The following is a 25,291-nucleotide window of genomic DNA, read 5'->3' as shown; positions in this document are numbered from 1 at the left end:
CGATATTACTCCGCCGCAGAGGTCTTCACCTCACCCAATTTTTTTTCCAGATCGGCAACCCTTGCCTGCAACTGGATCAGGGAAGAATCCGCGCTCTGCATGCCCCATCCGCGCTCCGGGCGATAAAGCGTTGCCCAGATCCATAAAAAGGGCCAAATAACATGTAAGGTAAACAAACTCACCCAACCCGCAACATGTATTGCGTCGGCATGAGGATGATTACGTTTTTTTGCAATGAGATAGGGAATATCATGCAGAATAATAACCCCATAAAAAATGACCAGGAATACAAAAATAAGCACTCCTAATGCAAAATAATCAAGAAACATATTTGCCTCAGAGATTGAAATAACAAATAAGAATTCTATTTGGATTTAAAAATAGATTGGAGGATAGTAGATGAATATGTACATGGAGTGCAATTATCTTGTTTATATAACGACATATGGGTTTTTATATAACTGCAGAATAAAGATATGCCCGGCGAAAAACCGGGCAATAAGTGACGAGAAATTAAAACAGTCCCAGTGGTTTATCCGAGTAGCTCACCAGCAGGCACTTGGTTTGCTGATAATGCTCAAGCATCATCTTATGCGTCTCGCGCCCGATGCCCGACTGCTTATAGCCGCCGAACGCCGCATGCGCCGGGTAAGCATGGTAGCAGTTGGTCCAGACGCGTCCCGCCTGAATCCCACGACCCATCTTGTACGCCAGATTTCCGTTACGGCTCCAGACGCCAGCGCCCAGTCCATATTGAGTGTCATTGGCGATTTCCAGCGCCTCTTCCATGGTTTTAAAGGTCGTGACGGCCAGCACCGGTCCGAAGATCTCTTCCTGGAAAACCCGCATGTTGTTCTTGCCAAACAGAATGGTCGGTTCGAGGTAGTAACCCTCTTTTAACTCGCCATCCAGCTGCTTGCGCCGCCCGCCGGTGAGAACATCCGCCCCTTCTTTCTTACCAATATCAATGTAATTCAGAATGGTTTCCAGTTGACCATGCGATACCTGCGCCCCCATCTGCGTCACGCTGTCTAACGGGTTGCCGCTGCGGATACTCTCCACGCGGCGAATGGCTCTTTCCATAAAACGTTCGTAAATGGATTCCTGTACCAGCGCCCGACTCGGACAAGTACACACTTCGCCCTGATTGAAGGCAAACAGCGCAAAACCTTCCAGCGCTTTGTCAAAAAACGCATCTTCTTCATCCATCACGTCAGCGAAGAAGATATTGGGCGATTTCCCACCCAGCTCCAGCGTCACAGGGATAATGTTCTGCGTAGCGTACTGCATGATCTGCTGCCCAACTTCCGTTGAGCCGGTAAACGCCACTTTCGCAATGCGTTTAGACGTCGCCAGATACTCACCGATCTCCCCACCCGCGCCGTTGACCACGTTCACCACGCCAGGCGGCAGCAGATCGCCGATGACTTCCATCAGCAACAGCACGGACAGTGGCGTCAGGCGCGCAGGTTTGAGCACCACGCAGTTACCCGCCGCCAGCGCAGGCGCCATCTTCCAACTGGCCATCAGCAGGGGGAAGTTCCACGGGATAATTTGCCCGACCACGCCAAGAGGTTCATGGAAGTGATAAGCCACGGTCTCGCTATCGACTTCGCTGATCCCCCCTTCCTGCGCACGAATACAGGACGCGAAATAGCGGAAATGGTCAATCGCCAGCGGCACGTCTGCCGCGCTGGTTTCGCGGATGGGTTTACCGTTATCCCAGGTTTCTGCCGTCGCCAGCAGTTCCAGGTTTTGCTCCATACGGTCGGCGATTTTGAACAGAATCGCCGCCCTGTCCTGCACGGATGTCTGCGCCCACTTGTCTTTTACTTTGTGCGCGGCATCCAGTGCCAGATCGATATCTTTTTTGCCGGAAGAGGCCACTTCGCACAGTAATTGCCCGGTAACTGGCGTCAGGTTCTGGTAATACTCACCGTCCACTGGTGCAACCCAGTCGCCGCCGATAAAGTTATCGTATCGGGCCTTTAACTTCAGAGGGTAACCATACTCGCCGGGATAAATACGCGTTGAAGGGGGGTTGTTGGTCATGACCGTCTCCTTGCTGTAGGGGTACTACAAGGGTAGACGGGGCTGGCGAATTATTCGCCAGCCTTTTACTGCTTTACGACAGGTATCACGAATTACATGGCTGCACGATAGATCGCCATGATTTCTTCATGGGTCGCCTGGATCGGGTTAGTAAAACCACAGGCATCTTTCAGAGCGTTGGTCGCCAGAACAGCAAAATCTTCTTCCTTAACGTTCAGCTCACGCAAACCTGCCGGAATATTCACTTTCTGCGCCAGTTCGCGGATTGCCGCGATACAGGCTTCGGCTCCTTGCGTATCGTTCAATCCAGCCACGTCGACGCCCATTGCCGCAGCACAATCGCGCAGACGAGCTGCGGCCACCTTGCTATTGAAGACCTGAACGTGCGGCAGCAGTACCGCATTGCAGACACCGTGCGGCAGGTCGTAGAAACCACCCAACTGATGCGCCATTGCGTGAACGTAACCCAGAGAGGCGTTGTTGAATGCCATACCTGCGAGGAACTGTGCGTAAGCCATCGCTTCACGTGCCTGATCATTGGCGCCATCTTCCACGGCGATCGTCAGGTTCTCGGCAATCATCGTCACGGCTTTAAGCGCACACGCATCGGTGATCGGCGTTGCCGCAATGGAGACATACGCTTCAATCGCGTGAGTCAGCGCATCCATACCGGTTGCCGCTGTCAGGGACTTCGGCATACCGACCATCAGCGAAGAATCATTGACGGACAGCAGCGGTGTAACGTGCTTATCGACAATCGCCATTTTGATGTGGCGTACTTCGTCGGTAATGATGCAAAAACGGGTCATTTCAGATGCCGTTCCCGCCGTCGTGTTAATGGCAATCATCGGCAACTGCGGTTTTGCAGAACGGTCGACGCCTTCGTAATCACTAATATCGCCGCCGTTAGCCGCCACCAGCGCAATCCCCTTCGCACAATCGTGTGGGGAACCGCCACCGAGGGAAATTACGCTATCACAGGCATTTTCTTTCAGCATTTGCAGACCTGCGGCAACGTTGCTGGTTGTCGGATTAGGATGCGTACCATCATAAATTACGCTGAAAATATCACGTTCCTGCAGCGCTTTTTGAATTTCACTCGCCATACCTAATTTCGCCAGCATGGCATCCGTGACAATTAACGTACGACGAAAACCATATTCCGCCATTGTATTCATTGCATCTTTTAATGAACCAGCGCCAATTACATTCACGGAAGGAATAAAAAATGTTGAAGCAGCCATTGTACGATCCTTAATTACTCAAAAGAGGCAGGAAGCATACGAGTGATAATCCCAACAAAATATGATCGTGGTTGTTATTTTAATAACATTGAAAATTAAAAAGCACATTAGGTTCATAATCTAATGTGCTTATTTCAATCAATATCTATTTTGTATTAATTCATTTAATTTTTGAATTAATTGTTTCATTACTTTTCGGGAAACAGTAATGCATCGCGTAATAAATGATCATTTCCCCGACGACGCGTAAAACCAATACGGTCAAAATATTCCAGAATCTGAATAGCCAATTTACGCCCGACGTTAAGCCTGTCGCGGAAATCGGCAGCGCAGGTCGATCCTCTTTCCTGATCCAGTTCGCGGATCAGATTGGCAAAGGCCACAATCCGATCGTTACGGTAATAACGATCTTTGACGATCGCCGTAATAATGCCCTGCTGCGCCGCCTGCCGTAGCGCCAGACGCATCGCCTGCTCGTCCGTAGCCGTGGTTTTCGCCAGGTCGCGCACCCACCACGGCTCATCGCCAAAAAGCGGTTCTGCTTTTTGCCAGATAGCCTGCTGCTCATCGCTAAAACCGGCCTTATAATCCGGCAAATGTAGCCAGCCATGATGGCTATCAATAGCGCCGCTATCGCGCATCTTTTCAATCAGCAGCAGGACCAGCGCTTCATCTTCCATCGGCAGGGCCATACGACGCAGGCGTTCACGTCCAGGTCCCGGCTCATCACGGTGCTGTTCATGGTAGGTCGCCAGCGTATCCAGAATCTTACGCTGCCAGCGTGCAGCAACGGGCGCATTCAACAGACTATACCCGGCGCGAATAAATCCATGTTGCTCAATCAACGAACGCATGCCGTCGCCATTGAGCTGGCGTGCCCATGCGAAATCGGGAATATTCACCGCCCCGCGAGTCAGATGCAATGCCAGCGCTTCGCCGTCATTCTGCGCATTTTCCAGCGCCGACAGCCACTGTAAATACTCCGGCTTACGCTTCCCACGACGCGGTGGATTCAGCGTCACGACACGTGCGCCTGCCAGCGTCGTACGGGCAGAAATATCACGCAGCACCAGCCTGTCGTTATCAGCCAGCCACAGCGGCGTATCAAATACCAGTTCCGCCAGCGTCCCTTCGAGCAGTGAGATACGTCCGGTCACGTGGCTGGCCGCGTGGTGGATATGCAGCGGCTGCCACTGCATCAGCGGAGCCGAGTGTTCTAAAGAGACAATGACGCGTGAGAAGGCCTCTGGCGGCGCATCTGCAAGCAGCCAGTCACCACGGTTAATCTCTTCTTTTTGCGCATCACCGACAATGTTCAGCGCAATTCGCTGTCCGGCGTGAGCGTATTCGGTCGGCTGATTTTGCGCATGCAGGCTACGTACGCGCATCGGTTTGTTGACGCCCGTAAGCCACAACACATCCCCGACGTTCACTTCTCCGCTGAGCGCCGTTCCCGTTACGACCAGACCTGCGCCTTTTACCGTGAAAGCGCGGTCAATCGCCAGGCGGAAGGTGTGATCGCGAGCCAGTTCACGCGGCGTCAACTGCAGCAAGTGGTCACGCAGCGCTTCGATACCACGGCCTTCACCGGCGGCAGTTACGAACAGTATCGCATCGGCAAAACCATAGTTACCCAGCGTGGTTTGCACCTCGGCACGTACTTCGTCAATGCGTGCTTCATCGACGCGATCGGCTTTTGTGAGCGCCACGGTAAGCTGTGGGTTGCCCGTCAGTTGCAGGATTTGCAAGTGTTCACGCGTTTGCGCCATCACGCCGTCATCACACGCCACCACCAGCAGCGCGTGGTCGATACCACCGACACCCGCCAGCATGTTGGACAGAAACTTTTCGTGACCAGGGACATCGATAAATCCCAGTACCCGCCCGTCCGGCTGCGGCCAGTAGGCATAGCCGAGGTCGATAGTCATACCGCGCTTTTTTTCTTCCGGCAGCCGGTCGGCATTCACGCCGGTAATCGCCTGTAATAACGTTGTTTTTCCGTGGTCAACGTGTCCGGCGGTTGCAATAATCATTTCAGCATCATCTCCATAAACCGGGTCTCGTCTTCAAGGCAGCGCAGATCCAGCCACAAGCGGCCATCATAAATTCGCCCAATGACCGGCACGGGCAGCAAACGCCAGCGGGCGGCCAGCGCTTCGAGGCGGCTTCCACGCCCGTCATGGGGGGTAAAGGTTAATGCCGCGCTCGGCAGCCTATCAACTGGTAGCGAGCCGCTGCCAATCTGCGACAGGCAAGGCATGACAGTCAACGCAAACTCGGCACCATAATGTTCTGTCAATTGTGCTTGTAATCGTAGCGCCTGCGCGTGGACAGCCTCTTTCGTGCGGGTGAGCTGGCGTAACGTCGGCAACTTCTCCGCCAGCGCTTCCGGGTGCAGATAGAGCCGCAGCGTTGCTTCCAGCGCTGCCAGCGTCATTTTATCAGCCCGTAACGCGCGTTTCAGCGGATGGCTCTGTAAGCGGGCGATCATCTCTTTTTTACCGACGATAATCCCGGCCTGCGGCCCGCCCAACAGTTTGTCACCAGAGAAACTCACCAGGCTCACACCTGCGGCAATGAGCTGCTGCGGCATCGGTTCCTGCGGCAAACCATACTGACTGAGATCGACCAGCGAGCCGCTGCCGAGATCCGCCACTACCGGCACATCCAGTTCCTGACCAATGGCGGCCAGCTCAGCTTCATCAACCGAGCTGGTAAAGCCTTCAATGCTGTAATTACTGGTATGGACTTTCATCAGCAGACCGGTGTTTTCATTCACCGCCTGACGGTAATCTTTCGCATGGGTCCGGTTGGTGGTGCCAACCTCGCGCAGGATACATCCGGCCTGGCACATCACGTCGGGAATACGAAACGCGCCGCCAATTTCTACCAGCTCGCCGCGCGAAACGACCACCTCTTTGCCGTTGGCCGTGGCGGCCAGCATCAGCAGAACCGCAGCGGCATTATTATTGACAATACAGGCATCTTCCGCGCCGGTCAGGCGGCAGAGTAGATCCGCCAGCGCCCGATCCCGATGTCCACGTCCGGCATCATCCAGGCTGTATTCCAGCGTCACCGGCGTACGCATCGCCTGCACCACCGCAGCAATCGCCTCCTCAGCTTGTGATGCACGCCCAAGATTGGTATGCAGCACCGTTCCGGTCAGGTTAATCACCGGACGTAGCGCGCTTTGCGATTCTCGTTCCAGCCGGGCGCTGGCCTCTTGCGCCCAGTCTTCCCCCCATGCTGGAAGCGCCTGCGTGTCGCGAATCGCCTCTCTGGCTTCATCGAGCATATGACGCAGCAGATCCACCACGCGGGTATGACCGTGGGACTCACGTAAGACCTGGAAAGCGCTATCGCGCAGTAAACGATCGATAGCAGGAAGCTGGCTGTAGAGTGAACGCATGTCGGTTGTCATGAAAGGGCCTGGCTGTTGGTGGCCCTCTCCACCGTGGAGAGGGATATCGATATAGGAAGGATTGTACCGTGACTTTGCTCAGGCGGGTATTATCTGCATCAAGCCTTTGGCGGTTCCGTACGGGCAAAACTTTCGCGTTGAAAGAGTGTTTCCACCAGTTTGACCAGACGTGGACGGTCCACACACCAGCCAGGCGCAACCCGACGAAAATTGAGATAGCCCACGGCACAGGCAATCGCAATCGTTGCCAGATTAACCGTATCCGTTTTCAGCGTACCGTCCGCCAGATAACCTTCCAGCACATCCAGGCTGCGGGTAATTTTTTCTCGCTGGCGTAGCAATTCAGTTTCTGACTGCTGCGCAGCGGGGCGAGCCTGTTCGCGCACCGAGACTAATCCCGCATCCATAATACCGTCGGCCAGCGCTTCCAGTTGACGAACTTTGAGTGCCGCCAGCGGCTCACGCGGCAGCATTGCGGGTGCAATATCCAACAACTCTATATATTCAGCAATGATCGGAGAATCAAACCAGTACTCTCCCTTATCGGTGACCAGCGCGGGCACTTTTCCCAATGGATTGTATCGCGCCACGCCGCTATCCGCGTTATAGGGGAGTTCATTAACGAATTCGAAGGTGATGCCCTTTTCCAGCAACAGAATAGAAATTTTACGCACAAAAGGGCTGGTATAGCTGCCAATGAGTTTCATGCCGTGTCCTTTTTGCCAACAAAAAAGCGATGTCCAACGAATATCTGGACACCGCTTAGTATGGCTCAGGCCACGACAAATGGCAGGTGATGCTGGTCTCAATGATCCAAATAAAGATAATGCATCCAACTGGTCATACGCAGCAGCACTTTACGCATCACCGAAACGTGGGCGAAATGGTCGGAATAGACCGCCACCTGGGCATAGATACCGTCCGGTAGTGCATCCACATCTGCATTGGGAGCCAGTTCAATCGTGGCCAGCACGCCATCGGTACCCGGCACCACCGTCAGAGACTGCAATGCTCCCTGGGCCTGATAAGAACCGCCCGGTACAACCGGCAGAATGCTGGTGAGCTTGCCGGGGAATACCTGGCCTGGCAGCGCGTTGAAGACCACTTCCGCTTCATCACCCGGTTTAAGACGCAGCAACGAGTTCTGGCGGAATTGCGCCACGATTTGCCGTTTTTGTTCCGGAATAAACACCATCACCGGGCGCAGAGGCAGCGCGGCGGCGTAGGTTCCGGGCCGAATAAGCACCTGCGTAACATAGCCGTTGCTGGGGGCTCGGACGATAGTCTGCTCAAGATTGTATTTGGCTTCAGCGAGCTGAGCGCGCAGGGACGCAACCTGAGATTGCTCTCCGTTGACCATGCTGTCTAACTGACTCTGAATCTGCGTCTGTTCGGCGACGGAGCCTTTTACCAGCGCGTCCTGTGCCAGATAGTTCTGCCGGGCGTTGTCGATATCGCTTTCAGAGAAGGGATTAACCTTCGCCTGGCTGCCCTTCAAATAGCGTTGATAATCTTTATACAGGCGGTCGCGTTCAGCGGAAACGCGGGTGGTATTGGCGACGGCTTCAGAAAGTTGGGCTTTCAGATTGTCGATATTGTGCGTGGCGGTCACCAGATCGGCTTGCAGTCGGTCCACTCGCGCCTGATAACGCACGGGATCGAGTTTAAATAACACCTCGCCTTTTTTAATCAGTTGATTATTTTTATCTGTCACTTCACTCACAATTCCAGTGACCTGCGGGGTAACAGGTATTGAAATAACCGCCTTTTGCGCCGTAAAGGTATACGGGTGGTTATAGTTCATTAATAAGATGAGTCCCGCCACAATAAACACCCCACCTAATGCGGCTGTGGCAAGCGTCCATTGGTTTACCGGAATACGGAATATTTTAAAGATGGCCCAGGCAAATGCCACGTAAGTCAGGACAATCAACAAATCCATGATCAAATCTCCGGAAAGGTGGAGTTATCGTCTTTTTTCTCCCCAGCCAGCCTTTTTTCTAACTGGGTAATGCGCGCTGCCAGCGCGGCAATTTCAGGGTCTTGTTCCTTTCCGGTCGGCGTAATGTGTGACTGCATCCCCCAGCCTCGTTCTGGCTGATAGAGCGTGGCCCAGATCCACAGAAACGGCCAGATAACGTGCAGCGTAAATAAGCTCACCCAACCTGCCGTATGGATGGCATCGGCATGGGGATGGTTGCGCTTCTTAGCCATGTTATAGGGAATATCATGGATGGCGATGATTCCGTAAAACAGAACCAGAAAAACGAAGATCAGCACACCTAACGCGAAATAGTTTAGAAACATACCCGCCTCGTATTCACGCTAATCAGAGCTTTCAATTGCAGGCAGCCGAAAGGAGTCATGGCTGGTAATTTGAACATAATTGCAGTTAGTCATTTCCGCCATACCACCAGGGTATAAATTTGCAGGTGAACGACTCGCGGGGTAGCAGCAAGAAATGGGAGATGAAACAGAATCCGCCTCAGATCACATCAGGAGAAATCCTGGCAAATATTTATTGCGAAGTAGATCACAAATACCCAACAAACAGCCAAAGCAAAAACGTGAACAACTTCACATTTAAGTGCCTTTTCCAGCCTATTTCCGCGTAATGATGTTTTTTTATACCGGTGTTTTGTGATCGAAATCACATTAAGTGATGCCGTAAACCCTATATTTACGTGACATTGATCACATTAAAAGTCATCGACTGGACAGTTGAACGATTCAGTGCCAGATTTCGCAGTATCTACAGGGTCCGGCTACCTCCTGCCGCTACATTAACAAACCTCGGGCTTTCAGCCTGCGCGATAGCAAACATAAGAAGGGGTGTTTTTATGTCATCCGATATTAAGATCAAGGTGCAAAGCTTTGGTCGATTCCTCAGCAACATGGTGATGCCAAATATCGGCGCGTTTATCGCGTGGGGTATTATCACCGCATTATTCATTCCGACAGGGTGGTTGCCGAACGAAACGCTGGCGAAGCTGGTCGGCCCGATGATCACCTATCTGCTGCCGCTGTTGATCGGTTATACCGGTGGTAAGCTGGTTGGCGGCGAACGCGGCGGCGTAGTGGGCGCGATTACCACCATGGGCGTGATCGTCGGTGCTGATATGCCGATGTTCCTCGGTGCGATGATCGCAGGTCCGCTGGGCGGCTGGGCTATCAAGCATTTCGACGGCTGGGTAGACGGTAAGATCAAGTCCGGTTTTGAGATGCTGGTGAATAACTTCTCCGCTGGCATCATCGGGATGATCCTCGCCATTCTGGCATTCCTTGGCATTGGCCCATTGGTTGAAGCACTGTCCAAAATCCTGGCGGCAGGCGTTAACTTCATGGTTGTCCATGACATGCTGCCGCTGGCGTCTATCTTCGTTGAACCGGCGAAAATCCTGTTCCTCAACAACGCCATCAACCACGGTATTTTCTCACCGCTGGGCATTCAGCAGTCCCATGAGATGGGTAAATCCATCTTCTTCCTGATTGAAGCTAACCCGGGTCCGGGTATGGGCGTTCTGCTGGCATACATGTTCTTCGGTCGCGGCAGCGCTAAGCAGTCTGCAGGCGGCGCGGCTATCATCCACTTCCTGGGTGGTATCCACGAAATTTACTTCCCGTACGTGCTGATGAACCCGCGTCTGATCCTGGCCGTTATCCTCGGCGGTATGACTGGCGTATTTACGCTGACTATCCTGAACGGTGGTCTGGTGTCTCCGGCCTCTCCGGGTTCTATCCTGGCCGTACTGGCAATGACGCCGAAGGGCGCTTACTTCGCCAACATCGCGGCAATTTGTGCGGCAATGGCGGTCTCCTTTGTGGTCTCGGCGATTCTGCTGAAAACCAGCAAAGTGAAAGAAGAAGATGACATTGAAGCCGCAACCCGTCGTATGAACGACATGAAAGCGGAATCCAAAGGCGCATCTCCGCTAGCAGCGGGCGACGTAACCAACGACCTGAGCCATGTGCGTAAAATCATCGTCGCCTGCGATGCCGGCATGGGTTCCAGTGCCATGGGTGCGGGCGTACTGCGTAAGAAAGTGCAGGATGCCGGCCTGTCGCAGATTTCCGTCACCAACAGCGCGATTAACAATCTGCCGCCGGATGTGGATCTGGTCATTACCCACCGTGACCTGACCGAACGCGCTATGCGCCAGGTTCCGCAGGCACAGCACATTTCGCTGACCAACTTCCTCGACAGCGGTCTGTACTCCAATCTGACCGAACGTCTGGTCGCTGCACAGCGCCACAACGTAAACGAAGAGAAAGTCCGCGACCACCTGAAAGACAGCTTTGAAGAGGGTGATACCCACCTGTTCAAACTGGGTGCGGAGAATATCTTCCTGGGCCGTAAAGCCACCAACAAAGAAGAAGCGATTCGCTTTGCCGGTGAGCAACTGGTGAAAGGCGGCTATGTTGAGCCAGAGTACGTCGAGGCGATGCTGGACCGCGAAAAACTGACCCCGACTTACCTCGGCGAGTCCATCGCTGTACCGCACGGTACGGTTGAAGCCAAAGACCGCGTGCTGAAAACCGGCGTGGTGTTCTGCCAGTATCCGCAAGGCGTACGCTTCGGCGAAGAAGAAGACGATATCGCCCGTCTGGTCATTGGTATCGCTGCACGTAACAACGAGCACATCCAGGTGATTACCAGCCTGACCAACGCGCTGGATGACGAATCCGTGATCGAACGTCTGGCTCATACCACCAGCGTGGATGAAGTTCTGGCGCTGCTGGCGGGTAAAAAAGCTTAACGGTTAAGTATCTCCAAAATAGTTCGAGCTGCAGGAAGGCGGCAACGCAGTGAATCCCCAGGAGCGTACATAAGTACGTGACTGGGGTGAGCGAGGAGAGCCAACGCATCTGCAGTTCGAAATATGAAGGCGATATCCTCTCCCTTGTGGAGAGGGTTAGGTTGAGGGAAAAGCCTCACCCCAGCCCTCTTGGGTAAAAACATTAATGAAGGTTAATACTATGAAAGCATTACATTTTGGCGCAGGTAATATCGGTCGTGGCTTTATCGGCAAACTGCTGGCGGACGCGGGGATACAGCTGACGTTCGCGGATGTAAACCAGGTCGTGCTCGATGCCCTGAATGCCCGTCATAGCTATCAGGTTCATGTGGTCGGTGAAAACGAGCAGGTTGATACCGTTTCCGGCGTCAACGCGGTGAGCAGCATCGGCGATGATGTCGTTGAACTGATTGCCCACGTAGATTTAGTCACCACCGCCGTTGGTCCGGTCGTGCTTGAGCGCATCGCACCTGCCATCGCTAAAGGGCTGGTTAAACGCAAGGCGCAAGGCATCGCGACTCCGCTGAATATCATCGCCTGTGAGAACATGGTGCGCGGCACGACCCAGTTGAAAGGCCACGTCATGAACGCGCTGGCAGATGAAGACAAAGCCTGGGTCGAAGAACACGTTGGTTTTGTCGATTCCGCCGTAGACCGCATCGTTCCCCCTTCCGCTTCTGCGACCAACGATCCGCTGGAAGTCACCGTCGAAACCTTCAGCGAGTGGATTGTCGACAAAACGCAATTTAAAGGCGAACTGCCAAACATCCCGGGAATGGAATTAACTGATAACCTGATGGCATTTGTCGAACGTAAACTCTTCACGCTGAACACCGGGCATGCTATAACCGCGTACCTCGGAAAATTGACCGGTCATCAGACCATCCGTGACGCGATTCTCGACGAGAAAATCCGCGCAGTGGTAAAAGGTGCGATGGAAGAGAGCGGCGCGGTACTGATCAAACGCTATGGCTTTGATGCGGCAAAACATGCAGCATATATTCAGAAAATCCTCGGTCGCTTTGAAAACCCGTATCTGAAAGATGACGTTGAGCGCGTTGGCCGTCAGCCACTGCGTAAACTGAGCGCGGGCGACCGTCTGATTAAACCGCTGCTGGGCACGCTGGAGTACGGCCTGCCGCACACGAATCTGGTTATCGGTATTGCGGCAGCAATGCACTATCGCAGCGAAGAAGATCCGCAGGCACAGGAACTGGCCGCGCTGATTGACGAAAAAGGTCCGCAGGCCGCGCTGGCGCAGGTTTCCGGTCTGGATGCCAATAGTGATGTGGTGGCGGAGGCGGTTAACGCATATAACGCGACCAAATGATTGAGAATGTGGCGCAGGTCTGCCTGCGCCCAAATGACAGATTGTCAGATATGCAGGCAATAATGGAACAAACGCAGGCCTTTGAAAATCGTGTGCTTGAGCGTCTGAATGCTGGCAAAACCGTACGCAGCTTCCTCATCACCGCCGTAGAACTGCTCACCGAGGCGGTGAATATCCTTGTGCTTCAGGTATTTCGCAAAGATGACTATGCGGTAAAATATGCCGTAGAACCGTTGCTCGACGGCGACGGTCCGCTGGGCGATCTTTCCGTTCGTCTCAAGCTCATCTACGGTCTGGGCGTACTCAGCCGCCCGGAGTATGAAGATGCGGAACTACTGATGGCGCTGCGGGAAGAGTTAAACCATGACGGCAATGAATACGCGTTCACCGACGATGAGATTCTTGGTCCGTTTGGCGAACTTCACTGCGTAGCAGCACTCCCGCCGCCACCGCAGTTTGATACCTCAGACTCAGGTCTGCACGCCATGCAAATCCAGCGCTACCAGCAAATGGTACGCTCCACGATGGTACTTTCCCTGACCGAGCTGATTTCTAAAATCAGCTTAAAAAAAGCCTTTCAAAAATAAGACCCTGCAGGCTTACTTCTCTTCCTGCTGCGGTCGATACAGTTGCCGATAGTACGCCAGACGTTGCAGATACAGCTGCGCGTTCTCCTGTGGTATTTCAGAAGGGACTACGTCGCGCGGCGGTGTTTTATTCAGATATTCGCGAAAAGCCTGGCTGGAAGCCATAAAATCGACCGTCTTATCAATCAGAACCGAAACGTTCTCACCTATTTTCGCCATAATCTTCCCTCCTCCATGTATTAACCGCGCTCAGCCTGTGCGGTTGCTCATTTAAGTTTAGGATCGGTTGGGCGATTATATTGAGGAAAACGTGCTTCGCTATAAACCCGCCAATAAAAAGCGCCATGGCCAATCTTATCGCTTAAAATTCCTTATTAATCAAAAAAGTAGCATTACCATTAGCTTAATAATACTTGCGGCATTTGATTATTTATCTTCGATTAGTTGTGAATAATCCCGCTCTGCGCGCATACTATAGGATATTCATCCTATTTTTATCAGAAGCTATCCTATGAAAGAAGTCGAAAAAAACGAAATTAAACGCCTGAGCGATCGTCTTGACGCTATCCGCCACCAGCAGGCTGACCTGTCCCTGGTTGAAGCCGCCGACAAATATGCCGAGCTGGAGCAAGAGAAAGAAACTCTGGAAACTGAGATCGCACGACTGCGTGAAGTACACGGCCAGAAGCTGAGCAAAGAAGCGCAAAAGCTCAGCAAACTCCCGTTCCGTCGTGCCATCACCAAAAAAGAACAGGCCGACATGGGCAAGCTGAAGAAGAGCGTGCGCGGCCTGATCGTCGTTCACCCGATGACCGAGCTTGGCCGTGAAATGGGCCTGAAAGAGATGACGGGCTTCGCGAAAAGCGAGTTCTAATCTGTCACCGGGCAACACTCGCTTGCCCGGTCCTTAACTTCCCTTCGTAATTGGCCCTACCAATTTCAGTCAGATCCTACCAATACCTCACATTTCATTAAAATGTGCGTACAATACCGTTGCCAATAAATAACATTTGATTAACCATTCATTGTCATTACCCCTACACAACAATATTGGCAGGGCCACTTTTACACATAGTGTGACGAAGAGATGAGCACAGACTCATTGCATTATGTCAGCGGCCCCCAGGAGACCTGCAATGAATCTCTGGCAACAAAACTACGACCCGGCCGGTAACATCTGGCTTTCCAGTCTGATCGCATCGCTCCCCATCCTGTTCTTTTTCTTCGCCCTGATTAAGCTCAAGCTGAAAGGCTACGTTGCGGCGTCATGGACGGTGGTGATCGCTTTGTCGGTCGCCCTGCTGTTTTACAAAATGCCGGTCGATCACGCGCTGGCCTCCGTGGTGTACGGTTTCTTCTACGGTCTGTGGCCAATTGCCTGGATCATTATCGCCGCGGTATTCGTCTATAAAATCTCGGTAAAGACCGGGCAGTTCGACATCATCCGCTCCTCGATACTCTCGATTACCCCAGACCAGCGTCTGCAAATGCTGATTGTCGGTTTCTCCTTTGGGGCATTCCTCGAAGGGGCCGCGGGCTTCGGTGCGCCGGTGGCGATAACCGCCGCGCTGCTGGTTGGCCTTGGCTTTAACCCACTGTATGCAGCAGGTTTGTGCCTGATCGTAAACACCGCGCCAGTAGCGTTTGGCGCGATGGGAATTCCTATTCTGGTTGCCGGTCAGGTCACCGGGCTGGACAGCTTTGAGATTGGTCAGATGGTTGGCCGCCAACTACCGTTCCTGACGATTATCGTACTGTTCTGGATCATGGCGATTATGGACGGCTGGCGCGGCGTGAAAGAGACCTGGCCTGCGGTGATGGTCGCGGGCGGCTCGTTTGCTATCGCGCAGTACCTCAGCTCTAACTTTATCGGGCCGGAACTGCCGGACATCATCTCTTCTCTGGTTTCTCTGGTGTGTCTGACGCTGTTCCTGAAGCGCTGGCAGCCGGTACGCATCTTCCGTTTTGGCGATATGGGGGCTTCACAGGTCGATATGGACCTGTCGCGCACCCGCTACACCGCCGGGCAAATCATCCGCGCCTGGTCGCCGTTCCTGTTCCTGACCGCCACCGTCACACTGTGGAGCATCCCGCCGTTTAAAGCGCTGTTTGCCCCTGGCGGGGCGATGTACCACTGGGTCGTCAACATTCCGGTTCCGTTCCTCGATAAGCTGGTAGCCCGCATGCCGCCGGTGGTACACGAAGCCACAGCCTACGCGGCGGTGTACAAGTTCGACTGGTTCTCGGCAACCGGCACCGCCATCCTGTTTGCCGCGCTGCTGTCTATCGTCTGGCTGAAGATGAAACCCTCCGCCGCTCTGCAGACCTTTGGCAGTACGCTGAAAGATCTGGCGCTGCCTATTTACTCCATCGGAATGGTGCTGGCATTCGCCTTTATCTCTAATTACTCCGGGCTGTCTTCAACGCTGGCGTTAGCACTGGCTCACACGGGCAGCGCGTTCACTTTCTTCTCGCCGTTCCTCGGCTGGCTGGGGGTATTCCTGACGGGCTCTGATACCTCGTCAAACGCCTTGTTCGCAGCGCTACAGGCAACGGCAGCGCAGCAAATCGGTGTTTCTGACGTATTGATGGTGGCTGCAAATACCACCGGCGGCGTGACCGGAAAGATGATCTCTCCGCAGTCTATCGCCATCGCCTGTGCGGCAGTGGGACTGGTTGGCAAAGAGTCTGATCTGTTCCGCTTCACCGTCAAACACAGCCTGATTTTCACCTGCATGGTGGGTGTGATTACCACGCTGCAGGCCTATGTCTTAACCTGGATGATTCCATGATTGTGATGCCCAGACGCCTGTCAGACGAGGTCGCATCTCGTGTGCGGGCGCTGATTGAAGAACAACAGCTGGAAGCGGGCATGAAGTTGCCCGCCGAGCGCCAGCTGGCCGTACAGCTCGGCGTGTCGCGCAATTCGCTGCGCGAGGCGCTGGCAAAGCTGGTAAGTGAAGGCGTGCTGATTAGCCGTCGTGGTGGTGGGACGTTTATCCGCTGGCAGCATGAAGCGTGGTCCGAACAAAACATCGTTCAGCCGCTGAAAAGCCTGATGGCGGACGACCCTGATTACAGCTTCGATATTCTCGAAGCCCGCCACGCCATTGAGGCCAGCACCGCCTGGCACGCCGCCATGCGCGCCACAGCCGCCGACAAAGAGAAAATCAGGCTCTGTTTCGAGGCCACGCAAAGTGAAGATCCGGATCTCGCTTCACAAGCAGACGTTCGCTTTCACCTTGCCATCGCTGAAGCCTCGCACAACGTGGTGCTGCTACAGACCATGCGCGGTTTCTTCGACGTATTGCAGTCTTCGGTAAAACAGAGTCGCCAGCGTATGTACCTGGTGCCACCGGTATTTTCACAGCTCACAGAACAACACCTTGCTGTGCTGGACGCGATTGTCGCCGGGGATGCCGATGGCGCGCGTAAGGCGATGATGGCGCACCTCAGTTTTGTCCATACCACCATTAAACGCTTTGATGAAGACCAGGCCCGCCAGGCGCGTATCACCCGTCTGCCCGGTGACCATAATGAAATTAGCAGGGAGAACAACACATGATTATTTCAGCAGCCAGCGATTATCGCGCCGCAGCCCAGCGCATTCTGCCCCCTTTCCTGTTCCACTACATTGACGGTGGCGCGTACGCGGAGCATACCCTGCGCCGTAACGTGGAAGATTTATCAGAGGTGGCACTCCGCCAGCGCGTGCTGAAGAACATGTCAGATCTCAGTCTGGAAACCACCCTGTTTAACGAAAAACTGTCGATGCCGGTGGCCCTCGCGCCTGTCGGTTTATGCGGCATGTATGCACGCCGGGGCGAAGTTCAGGCCGCCGCCGCCGCTGATGCTAAAGGCATTCCGTTTACGCTTTCGACGGTATCCGTCTGCCCAATTGAAGAAGTCGCCCCGACCATCAAGCGTCCAATGTGGTTCCAGCTGTATGTCCTGCGCGATCGCGGCTTTATGCGTAACGCCCTGGAGCGAGCCAAAGCGGCGGGCTGCTCCACGCTGGTCTTTACCGTCGATATGCCCACGCCCGGCGCACGTTACCGTGACGCGCATTCCGGTATGAGCGGTCCAAATGCGGCACTGCGTCGCTACTGGCAGGCAGTCACCCATCCACAATGGGCATGGGACGTTGGCCTGAACGGTCGGCCGCATGATTTAGGCAATATTTCGACGTATCTTGGCAAACCCACCGGCCTTGAGGATTACATCGGTTGGCTGGCGAATAACTTCGATCCGTCCATCTCCTGGAAAGACCTCGAGTGGATCCGCGAATTCTGGGAGGGTCCGATGGTGATCAAAGGGATCCTCGATCCAGAAGATGCCCGCGACGCCGTACGCTTTGGCGCAGATGGCATCGTTGTTTCTAACCACGGTGGGCGCCAGTTAGATGGCGTGCTGTCTTCCGCCCGCGCACTGCCCACCATTGCCGATGCGGTGAAGGGCGATATCACTATTCTGGCCGACAGCGGGATCCGTAACGGCCTGGACGTGGTGCGTATGATTGCACTGGGTGCCGATAGCGTGCTGCTGGGCCGTGCTTATCTGTACGCGCTGGCAACACACGGACAGGCTGGTGTGGCGAATCTGCTGAACCTGATCGAGAAAGAGATGAAGGTGGCAATGACCCTGACCGGTGCAAAAACCATTAGCGAAATCAGCCGCGATTCGCTGGTACAGGAACTGGGCAAGAGCCTGCCTGCCGCATTGGCTCCCCTGGCCCAGGGTAGCGCAGCGTAACAATCCCCCGTAACCCCCCTTTTTCTCAATGGTCGGCCTGTTTCCAGCCCGACCATTTTTTATTCGAAAAATAACGATTGGTTAACACTTACAACCAATATATTTGACAACTTTTTATCCACCTGCCAAATGTATATACAAGCTAATACAACAACAATTCACACGTATAACTTCCATCATAACGGGCGAGGGTGACATGGCTTATTCCGGCAAAGTGAATATCCAGCAGGCGATAGATGACAGTCCTTTTTCGCGCTTCCACTGGGTCATTATTGTCCTGGGCTTTCTGGTTTTAGCCATTGACGGCTTCGATACGGCGGCGATGGGCTATATTGCCCCCACGCTCTCAGCCGACTGGGGCATCAAGAAGCAGGATCTTGGACCGGTGTTAAGCGCCGCACTACTGGGCCTCTCCTTTGGCGCCCTGCTGGCCGGGCCGATTTCCGATCGTTTGGGCCGTAAGCGCGTGCTGGTCTTTTCCTGTCTGTTCTTTGGCCTCGCCAGTCTGGGTACTGCCTATGCCGAGACGCTGAATATGCTCACATTTTGGCGCTTTCTCACCGGCCTGGGCCTTGGCGCGGCAATGCCCAATGCCATCACCCTGGTCTCAGAATTTGCACCAAAACGCTGTCGTTCAATGGCGATTAACACCATGTACTGCGGCTTTCCGTTAGGGGCTGCGGGCGGCGGGGTGATCTCCTCCTGGCTTATCCCCAACTACGGCTGGCACAGCGTCCTGCTTGCTGGCGCGATCGCCCCGCTGGCTCTTACCGTACTGTTGGTACTGTTCCTGCCGGAATCGGTTAAGTATCTGGTTCATCGCGGTAAAGGGGTAGCACAGGTTAAACGCATTGCTCAACGCTTTATATCGGGAAGCCTGGAACAGGTAACCCAGTTTTATCTGGATGAAGACCGCGTCACGGTCAAAAAAGGCAGCGTGGCACAGCTATTCAGCATGCCCTGGCTGCCGGGAACGCTGATGCTCTGGATGACCTACTTTATGGGGTTGGTTATCTATTACGTGCTGCTGAGCTGGATGCCAACGCTGATGCTGGGAATGGGCTATCCGCTGGCCGAATCCGCCTGGCTGACGTCGCTATTTACCTTCGGCGGTACCGCAGGGATCCTGCTGGCCGGTTGGTTAATGGATCGCTGGGAAGCGCATAAAGTGGTGTCACTCGGCTTTATTCTGACGATGCTGTTTGCCCTCGCTCTCGGGTTTGAACATAACCACATCATCCTGTTCGGCGCGCTGATCTTCCTGATGGGAATTACCATGAACGGCGCGCAGTCCGGACTGCAGACGCTAGCCGCCACGTTTTATCCAACCCACTGCCGCGCAACGGGCATTGCCTGGATGCAGGGCGTGGGCCGCTTTGGCGGCGTCGCCGGGACCATGACCAGCGCCCAACTGCTGTCTATGCAATGGCAGGCTGATAGCATACTGATGTTCCTCAGCGTTCCGGCGCTGGCCGCCGCTGCCGCGACGATTTACAAGCTGCAACGCTATAAACCTCACGCGCTGACCGTCGCATAGTACCCGCTCTTTCTGCTATTCTGCCCCCCGCTATCAAGGGGGCAGTATGCTTAACATCGTTTTGTTCGAACCAGAAATCCCGCCAAATACCGGCAATATTATCCGTCTTTGCGCCAACACCGGCTTTCGTCTGCATATTATTGAGCCAATGGGCTTTACCTGGGACGACAAGCGCCTGCGTCGCGCGGGGCTGGATTACCATGAGTTTACCGCCGTGCTGCGCCACCCTGATTACGCCAGCTTCGTCGCCGCAGAAAATCCGCAACGTCTGTTTGCCCTGACCACCAAAGGTACGCCAGCGCATAGCGCGGTAAGCTATCAGGATGGGGATTATCTGATGTTTGGCCCGGAAACTCGCGGTCTGCCACCCAGCATCCTCGACGCGTTGCCTGCCGAACAAAAAATTCGTATTCCGATGATGCCGGACAGCCGCAGCATGAATCTGTCTAACGCGGTGTCAGTAGTGGTGTATGAGGCCTGGCGCCAGTTAGGTTATCCTGGCGCGGTATTACGCAGTTGATTTATGTCGGATGGCGGTTGACGCCTTATCCGACCTACGAGGTTTGTAGGCCCGGTAAGCACTGCGCCGCCGGGCATAGCTCGAAATCAGATGCCATCGCCATACTCGAACGTATGATGAATCCCGTTGAAATGCTGATCCATATCCATAGATGGCTTATCGCTGTCAGGCTTGCCGACGATGCGCGCCGGAACGCCTGCGGCGGTTGTATGCGGGGGTACCGGCTGTAAAACGACGGAACCTGCGCCAATCTTCGCGCCGCGTCCAACCTCGATATTGCCAAGGATTTTCGCGCCAGCGCCAATCATCACGCCTTCACGAATTTTCGGATGACGGTCGCCGCCTGCTTTACCGGTTCCGCCAAGCGTGACGGATTGCAAAATAGAGACGTCGTTTTCAATGACCGCCGTTTCGCCCACCACAATACCGGTGGCGTGATCGAGCATAATCCCCCGGCCAATTTTTGCTGCCGGGTGGATGTCCACCTGGAAGGTAACAGAGACCTGATTTTGCAGGAAGATCGCCAGTGCCTGACGCCCCTGATGCCATAGCCAGTGGCCGATGCGGTATGCCTGCAGCGCATGGAAGCCTTTCAGGTACAGAAGTGGGGTGGAATATTTATCGACTGCCGGGTCACGCGTACGTACCGCCTGGATATCGCAAGCCGCCGAGGCAATCATTTCAGGATCGGCCGCGTAGGCCTCTTCCACGACTTCGCGAATCGCAATAGCAGGCATGATCGGAGAGGCGAGTTTATTCGCCAGCATATAGCTCAGCGCACTGCCGAGGTTTTCATGCTTGAGCAGCGTTGCGTGGTAAAAACTGGCCAGCATTGGCTCACATTCCGCCAGTGCACGGGCTTCCGCTTTAATGTTTTTCCAGACGATATCCAGTTCTTCACACGGCATTGCGTACTCCAGAAGGTAGCAAAACGACCGACCCGTTCTTCGCGGGTCGGGTCGTTAGATTGAAACGGTTCCTTACGGCTAGTGGCTGCTTCGCTCGTCCTTGCGCGCACGACCTAATAACGTCAATGCTGCCTCGCGCGCATTTTTTCCGCAATACAATACTTGATAAATTTCCTCGGTTATTGGCATCTCGACACCAAAACGGTGCGCCAATTCACGAACTTCTTTCGTATTGCGGTAGCCTTCAACCACCTGACCAATCTTGTCCTGCGCGCCCTGCACGTCCATACCCTGGCCGAGCATCATGCCAAAACGACGGTTACGCGACTGGTTGTCGGTACAGGTCAGCACCAGATCGCCTAAACCCGCCATCCCCATAAAGGTGGCAGGATCGGCACCCAGCGCCGCGCCAAGGCGAGACATTTCGGTAAGCCCACGGGTGATCAATGCCGTTCGTGCGTTTGCACCAAAGCCGATGCCGTCAGACATCCCCGCGCCAATCGCAATGACGTTTTTCACCGCGCCGCCAAGCTGCACGCCAATGAAATCCGGGTTGCTGTAAACGCGAAAGCTTTTGCCGCAGTGCAGCAACTGCTGGAGATCGTCAGCAAAGGCGTCGTCCGTCGAGGCCAGAGAAATCGCCGTCGGCATGCCCGCAGCCAGCTCTTTAGCGAACGTCGGGCCGGAAATAACCGCCAGTGGAATGGAGTCCCCCAGCGCTTCACGCGCGACGTCCTGCAGCAGACGCCCTGTTTCCGCTTCCAGACCTTTTGTCGCCCAGACCAGCCGCGCGTCAGGACGCATCAGCGGTTTGATATTACGCAGCACTTCGCCAAAGACATGGCTCGGCACCACCACCAGAATATTACGACTGGCGGCCAGCGCAGTGGCTAAATCACTTTCCAGGCGCAGCGTTTCGGGAAAAGGCACATCAGGGAGGAACGCGACGTTGCAGCGATCGCGCTCAAGGGTCGCGATATGTTTCGGATCATGGCCCCACAGGACAACCTGGTGGCCGTTTCTTGCCAGGGTGATAGCAAGAGCGGTGCCGTACGAGCCGGCACCAATCACAGTCATTGAAGCATTACTTTGGTTCATCAGGCATCCTGATGTTCTTCAGTACCTTCGCCAGCCTGCTGCTGTAAATAGTTCATGAACAGCGCATCAAAGTTGACCGGCGCAAGGTTCAGTTGCGGGAATGTACCGCGTGAAACCAGGCTGGTGATGCATTCGCGGGCATACGGGAACAGAATGTTCGGGCAGTATGCGCCAAGGCAATGCGCCATCTGAGTCCCTTCAATACCACTGATGGAGAAAATACCGCCCTGCTGAACTTCGCACAGAAACGCAGTTTCTTCACCCAAAGAAGCCGTTACGGTGACACGCAGCACTACTTCATACACATCATCTGCCAGTTGGGTAGATGCGGTATCTAGATCCAGTTTAACCTCTGGCTGCCAATCTTTCTGGAAAACATGCGGTGCATTTGGCGCTTCGAAAGACACATCCTTGGTATAAATACGTTGGATCTGGAAAGCCATTTCAGTGTTATTTTGTTCTGACATGTTGAGAAAACCCTTTAGTGTTGTCCTTTAAATACTATCCGTACGCCTTAACGCAGCAGGGGATCCAGTCCACCACGCGCATCCAACGCATACAAGTCGTCACAACCACCAATGTGCTGTGCATCAATAAAAATCTGCGGAACCGTTGTACGGCCACTGCGCTTGATCATCTCTTCACGCTTCACGGCATCGCCGTCAATCGGAAGTTCCTGGAAACTCACACCCTTACTGTTCAACAGCGCCTTTGCGCGATGGCAAAACGGGCAGGTTGCTTTGGTATAGATCTCAATATTGGCCATGACTTATCTCCAGTGTTCTTTTACCCAGCGGTACGAAAGAAGACGGGTAAATTACTTGCCGCGAACCAGTGGCAGATTCTCGCCACTCCAGCCCGCTACGCCGTCTTTCAGTACAGATACCTGCTCAAAACCGGCTTTAATCAGCGCAGTTGCTGAATCCTGGCACTGCATACCAGAGCCATCAACCACAATAACAGGTTTGTTTTTGTGTTTTTCCAGCTCGCCAAAATTGTTGGCTTTGATTTCGCTCGGCAGCAGGTTCGTGGAGCCTGCGATATGACCTTTGCGGAAGTCGTCGCGCTGACGTAAATCAACAATCACCGCATCTTCTTTATTGATGAGACGTGTCGCTTCGCCGCGTGTAATCACCTTCACTTTTGAGGTCAGGCTCTTAAACGTGGTAAACAATACCGCCGCCAGTAACGCAATCCAGGCGATACTCAAGACAGGGTGGCGGCTAACAAATTGCATAATTTCTTGCATGGGGGGTAACAACTCCCGACTCAGTGATTAAAAAAACCAGGAAAGGAGTATACCTGCGCGTTGGCGCAAATACAGCCAGAGCGTGCATTGGATTGCATTTTTGCGGGGCGCTACGGAAAAAAAAATGTAAATCAGTGTTCCCCCTGGCACGCGATCCCTCATTATTTGATCTTCTGGGGCTACTTTATCGATTCAGCTGTAGTAAAATTACGCAATTATTTTTTATCTATTAAGTGTGAGGTTGTCGCAATGTCGGTTTCTAAAAAGCCTATGGTACTGGTGATTCTGGATGGCTACGGCTATCGTGAAGACAGCCAGGATAACGCTATTTTTAATGCCAAAACCCCGGTAATGGATGCTCTGTGGGCAAAACGTCCGCATACCCTGATTGATGCGTCTGGCCTGGAAGTCGGCCTGCCCGATCGCCAGATGGGCAACTCCGAAGTGGGTCACGTCAACCTGGGCGCGGGCCGTATCGTGTATCAGGATCTGACCCGTCTGGATGTGGAAATTAAAGAACGTACTTTCTTCGCTAACCCGGTGCTGACCGCCGCAGTTGATCAGGCAAAAAATAGCGGCAAAGCGGTACACATCATGGGTCTGCTGTCTGCCGGTGGCGTACACAGCCACGAAGATCACATCATGGCGATGGTAGAAATGGCAGCTGAACGCGGTGCTGAGAAAATCTATCTGCACGCTTTCCTTGATGGTCGTGATACCCCGCCGCGCAGCGCTGAACATTCACTGCAGAAATTCGAAGAGAAATTTGCCGCGCTGGGCAAAGGCCGCGTAGCGTCCATTATCGGTCGTTACTACGCTATGGACCGCGACAACCGTTGGGATCGCGTGGAACAGGCTTACGATCTGATGACGCTGGCGAAGGGCGAGTTCCAGTTCGCTACGGCGGTTGAAGGTCTGCAGGCTGCTTATGCCCGCGATGAAAACGACGAATTCGTCAAAGCGACCGTGATCCGTGCCGAAGGTCAGGCAGATGCTGCTATGGAAGATGGCGATACGCTGATTTTCATGAACTTCCGTGCTGACCGTGCGCGTGAAATCACCCGTGCGTTTGTTAACGCTGATTTCGACGGCTTCGCCCGTAAGAAAGTCGTTAACCTCAACTTTGTAATGCTGACCGAATACGCGGCAGACATCAAAACTGCGGTTGCTTACCCACCAGCATCTCTGGCCAACACCCTTGGCGAGTGGATGGCGAAGAATGACAAAACGCAGTTGCGTATTTCCGAAACCGAAAAATACGCGCACGTAACCTTCTTCTTTAACGGCGGCGTAGAAGAGCCGTTCAAAGGCGAAGACCGTATTCTGATCAACTCGCCAAAAGTCGCCACCTACGATCTGCAGCCGGAAATGAGCTCCGCAGAGCTGACCGAAAAACTGGTTGCGGCGATTGAGAGCGGGAAATACGACACCATCATTTGTAACTACCCGAACGGCGACATGGTCGGCCATACCGGGGTGATGGAAGCAGCGGTTAAAGCGGTTGAAGCGCTGGATCACTGCGTTGAGCAGGTGGCTAAAGCGGTTGAATCCGTTGGCGGCCAGCTGCTGATCACCGCTGACCACGGGAACGCAGAGCAAATGCGCGATCCGTCCACCGGTCAGGCGCATACCGCGCACACCAACCTGCCGGTTCCACTGATTTATGTCGGTGGTAAAAACGTCAAAGCAGTTGAAGGTGGCAAACTTTCTGATATCGCCCCAACCATGCTGACGCTGATGGGTATGGAAATCCCGCAAGAGATGACTGGTAAGCCGCTGTTCATCGTGGAATAATCC

General features: G+C 53.9%; 24 protein-coding genes. 10 read left to right on the top strand and 14 right to left on the bottom strand.

The window, feature by feature from the left end:
• Positions 1–5: 5 nt before the first annotated feature.
• From G8S19_RS00660 to G8S19_RS00625, 8 genes are all read right to left on the bottom strand, one after another.
• Entirely contained in the window at positions 6–329 is a 324-nt protein-coding gene (locus G8S19_RS00660) for a DUF3302 domain-containing protein (RefSeq protein WP_101742495.1), read from the bottom strand.
• A gap of 184 nt (positions 330–513) precedes the next feature.
• Positions 514–2,052: an aldehyde dehydrogenase AldB gene (gene aldB, locus G8S19_RS00655; protein WP_003837670.1), complete on the bottom strand. Its 1,539-nt coding sequence runs from the start codon at positions 2,050–2,052 to the stop codon at positions 514–516.
• A 92-nt stretch (positions 2,053–2,144) separates the two neighbouring features.
• Positions 2,145–3,296: an L-threonine dehydrogenase gene (gene yiaY, locus G8S19_RS00650; protein ID WP_253685921.1), complete on the bottom strand. Its 1,152-nt coding sequence runs from the start codon at positions 3,294–3,296 to the stop codon at positions 2,145–2,147.
• Between the two features lie 188 nt (positions 3,297–3,484).
• Positions 3,485–5,329, bottom strand: coding sequence for a selenocysteine-specific translation elongation factor (gene selB, locus G8S19_RS00645; RefSeq protein ID WP_253685919.1), 1,845 nt, complete (start codon positions 5,327–5,329; stop codon positions 3,485–3,487).
• On the bottom strand, positions 5,326–6,717 hold the full coding sequence (gene selA, locus G8S19_RS00640) for an L-seryl-tRNA(Sec) selenium transferase (protein WP_101742498.1): 1,392 nt from the start codon (positions 6,715–6,717) through the stop codon (positions 5,326–5,328). The genes selB and selA overlap by 4 nt, the downstream gene beginning before the upstream one ends.
• A 98-nt stretch (positions 6,718–6,815) precedes the next feature.
• Positions 6,816–7,424, bottom strand: coding sequence for a glutathione S-transferase (locus G8S19_RS00635; protein ID WP_048213693.1), 609 nt, complete (start codon positions 7,422–7,424; stop codon positions 6,816–6,818).
• Between the two features lie 98 nt (positions 7,425–7,522).
• A complete protein-coding gene (locus tag G8S19_RS00630; RefSeq protein WP_101742499.1) occupies positions 7,523–8,659 on the bottom strand; it encodes an HlyD family secretion protein in 1,137 nt (378 codons plus the stop codon).
• 2 nt (positions 8,660–8,661) lie between these two features.
• Entirely contained in the window at positions 8,662–9,024 is a 363-nt protein-coding gene (locus G8S19_RS00625; RefSeq protein WP_061066819.1) for a DUF3302 domain-containing protein, read from the bottom strand.
• Between the two features lie 533 nt (positions 9,025–9,557).
• On the opposite strand from G8S19_RS00625, the gene mtlA reads away from it, so the two are divergent.
• The 3 genes from mtlA (at position 9,558) to mtlR (ending at position 13,430) form a co-directional block, all read left to right on the top strand.
• Positions 9,558–11,474 carry a PTS mannitol transporter subunit IICBA gene (mtlA, locus tag G8S19_RS00620; protein ID WP_061066820.1) on the top strand — a complete coding sequence of 639 codons (1,917 nt, stop codon included), beginning with the start codon at positions 9,558–9,560 and terminating at the stop codon, positions 11,472–11,474.
• 220 nt (positions 11,475–11,694) lie between these two features.
• Positions 11,695–12,843, top strand: a complete 1,149-nt coding sequence (gene mtlD, locus G8S19_RS00615) for a mannitol-1-phosphate 5-dehydrogenase (RefSeq protein WP_048213697.1) — start codon at positions 11,695–11,697, stop codon at positions 12,841–12,843.
• Positions 12,840–13,430 carry a mannitol operon repressor MtlR gene (gene mtlR, locus G8S19_RS00610; RefSeq protein WP_048213698.1) on the top strand — a complete coding sequence of 197 codons (591 nt, stop codon included), beginning with the start codon at positions 12,840–12,842 and terminating at the stop codon, positions 13,428–13,430. The genes mtlD and mtlR overlap by 4 nt, the downstream gene beginning before the upstream one ends.
• Before the next feature lie 12 nt (positions 13,431–13,442).
• Here the strand turns inward: mtlR and G8S19_RS00605 are convergent, their stop codons facing one another.
• On the bottom strand, positions 13,443–13,649 hold the full coding sequence (locus tag G8S19_RS00605; RefSeq protein ID WP_048213699.1) for a hypothetical protein: 207 nt from the start codon (positions 13,647–13,649) through the stop codon (positions 13,443–13,445).
• A gap of 292 nt (positions 13,650–13,941) precedes the next feature.
• Here G8S19_RS00605 and G8S19_RS00600 point away from each other — a divergent pair, with 292 nt between their 5' ends.
• From G8S19_RS00600 to trmL, 6 genes are all read left to right on the top strand, one after another.
• Positions 13,942–14,304, top strand: coding sequence for a YibL family ribosome-associated protein (locus G8S19_RS00600; protein ID WP_048213700.1), 363 nt, complete (start codon positions 13,942–13,944; stop codon positions 14,302–14,304).
• A gap of 262 nt (positions 14,305–14,566) precedes the next feature.
• Entirely contained in the window at positions 14,567–16,222 is a 1,656-nt protein-coding gene (gene lldP, locus G8S19_RS00595) for an L-lactate permease (RefSeq protein WP_003837651.1), read from the top strand.
• On the top strand, positions 16,219–16,995 hold the full coding sequence (lldR, locus tag G8S19_RS00590) for a transcriptional regulator LldR (RefSeq protein ID WP_048213701.1): 777 nt from the start codon (positions 16,219–16,221) through the stop codon (positions 16,993–16,995). The genes lldP and lldR overlap by 4 nt, the downstream gene beginning before the upstream one ends.
• The gene (lldD, locus tag G8S19_RS00585) at positions 16,992–18,182 is read left to right on the top strand and encodes an FMN-dependent L-lactate dehydrogenase LldD (protein ID WP_124021918.1); all 1,191 of its coding nucleotides are present in this window, start codon (positions 16,992–16,994) and stop codon (positions 18,180–18,182) included. Before lldR ends, lldD begins: the two co-directional genes overlap by 4 nt.
• A 196-nt stretch (positions 18,183–18,378) precedes the next feature.
• Positions 18,379–19,719: an aromatic acid/H+ symport family MFS transporter gene (locus G8S19_RS00580; protein WP_101742502.1), complete on the top strand. Its 1,341-nt coding sequence runs from the start codon at positions 18,379–18,381 to the stop codon at positions 19,717–19,719.
• A 46-nt stretch (positions 19,720–19,765) separates the two neighbouring features.
• Positions 19,766–20,239, top strand: a complete 474-nt coding sequence (trmL, locus tag G8S19_RS00575; RefSeq protein WP_003024163.1) for a tRNA (uridine(34)/cytosine(34)/5-carboxymethylaminomethyluridine(34)-2'-O)-methyltransferase TrmL — start codon at positions 19,766–19,768, stop codon at positions 20,237–20,239.
• Positions 20,240–20,325: 86 nt separating this feature from the next.
• Here trmL and cysE read toward each other — a convergent pair whose 3' ends face one another.
• The 5 genes from cysE to G8S19_RS00550 all read right to left on the bottom strand — a co-directional run bounded on the left by cysE (position 20,326) and on the right by G8S19_RS00550 (position 23,494).
• A complete protein-coding gene (cysE, locus tag G8S19_RS00570; RefSeq protein WP_003024160.1) occupies positions 20,326–21,147 on the bottom strand; it encodes a serine O-acetyltransferase in 822 nt (273 codons plus the stop codon).
• 78 nt (positions 21,148–21,225) lie between these two features.
• A complete protein-coding gene (gpsA, locus tag G8S19_RS00565) occupies positions 21,226–22,245 on the bottom strand; it encodes an NAD(P)H-dependent glycerol-3-phosphate dehydrogenase (protein ID WP_061066824.1) in 1,020 nt (339 codons plus the stop codon).
• Positions 22,245–22,712 (bottom strand): protein-export chaperone SecB, encoded by a 468-nt coding sequence (gene secB, locus G8S19_RS00560; protein WP_003024155.1) that lies wholly within the window; start codon positions 22,710–22,712, stop codon positions 22,245–22,247. The genes gpsA and secB overlap by 1 nt, the downstream gene beginning before the upstream one ends.
• 47 nt (positions 22,713–22,759) lie before the next feature.
• Entirely contained in the window at positions 22,760–23,011 is a 252-nt protein-coding gene (gene grxC / locus G8S19_RS00555) for a glutaredoxin 3 (RefSeq protein ID WP_003024152.1), read from the bottom strand.
• 51 nt (positions 23,012–23,062) lie between these two features.
• The gene (locus G8S19_RS00550; RefSeq protein WP_005120473.1) at positions 23,063–23,494 is read right to left on the bottom strand and encodes a rhodanese-like domain-containing protein; all 432 of its coding nucleotides are present in this window, start codon (positions 23,492–23,494) and stop codon (positions 23,063–23,065) included.
• Positions 23,495–23,743: 249 nt separating this feature from the next.
• Between G8S19_RS00550 and gpmM the strand changes: the two genes are divergently transcribed.
• On the top strand, positions 23,744–25,288 hold the full coding sequence (gene gpmM, locus G8S19_RS00545; protein ID WP_061068778.1) for a 2,3-bisphosphoglycerate-independent phosphoglycerate mutase: 1,545 nt from the start codon (positions 23,744–23,746) through the stop codon (positions 25,286–25,288).
• Positions 25,289–25,291: the final 3 nt, after the last annotated feature.

The organism is Citrobacter sp. SX206 (assembly GCF_024181025.1).
GTDB lineage: Bacteria > Pseudomonadota > Gammaproteobacteria > Enterobacterales > Enterobacteriaceae > Citrobacter > Citrobacter youngae.
Note: the sequence above shows the minus strand (reverse complement) of the source record. Positions and strands in the feature narration are given on the sequence as shown.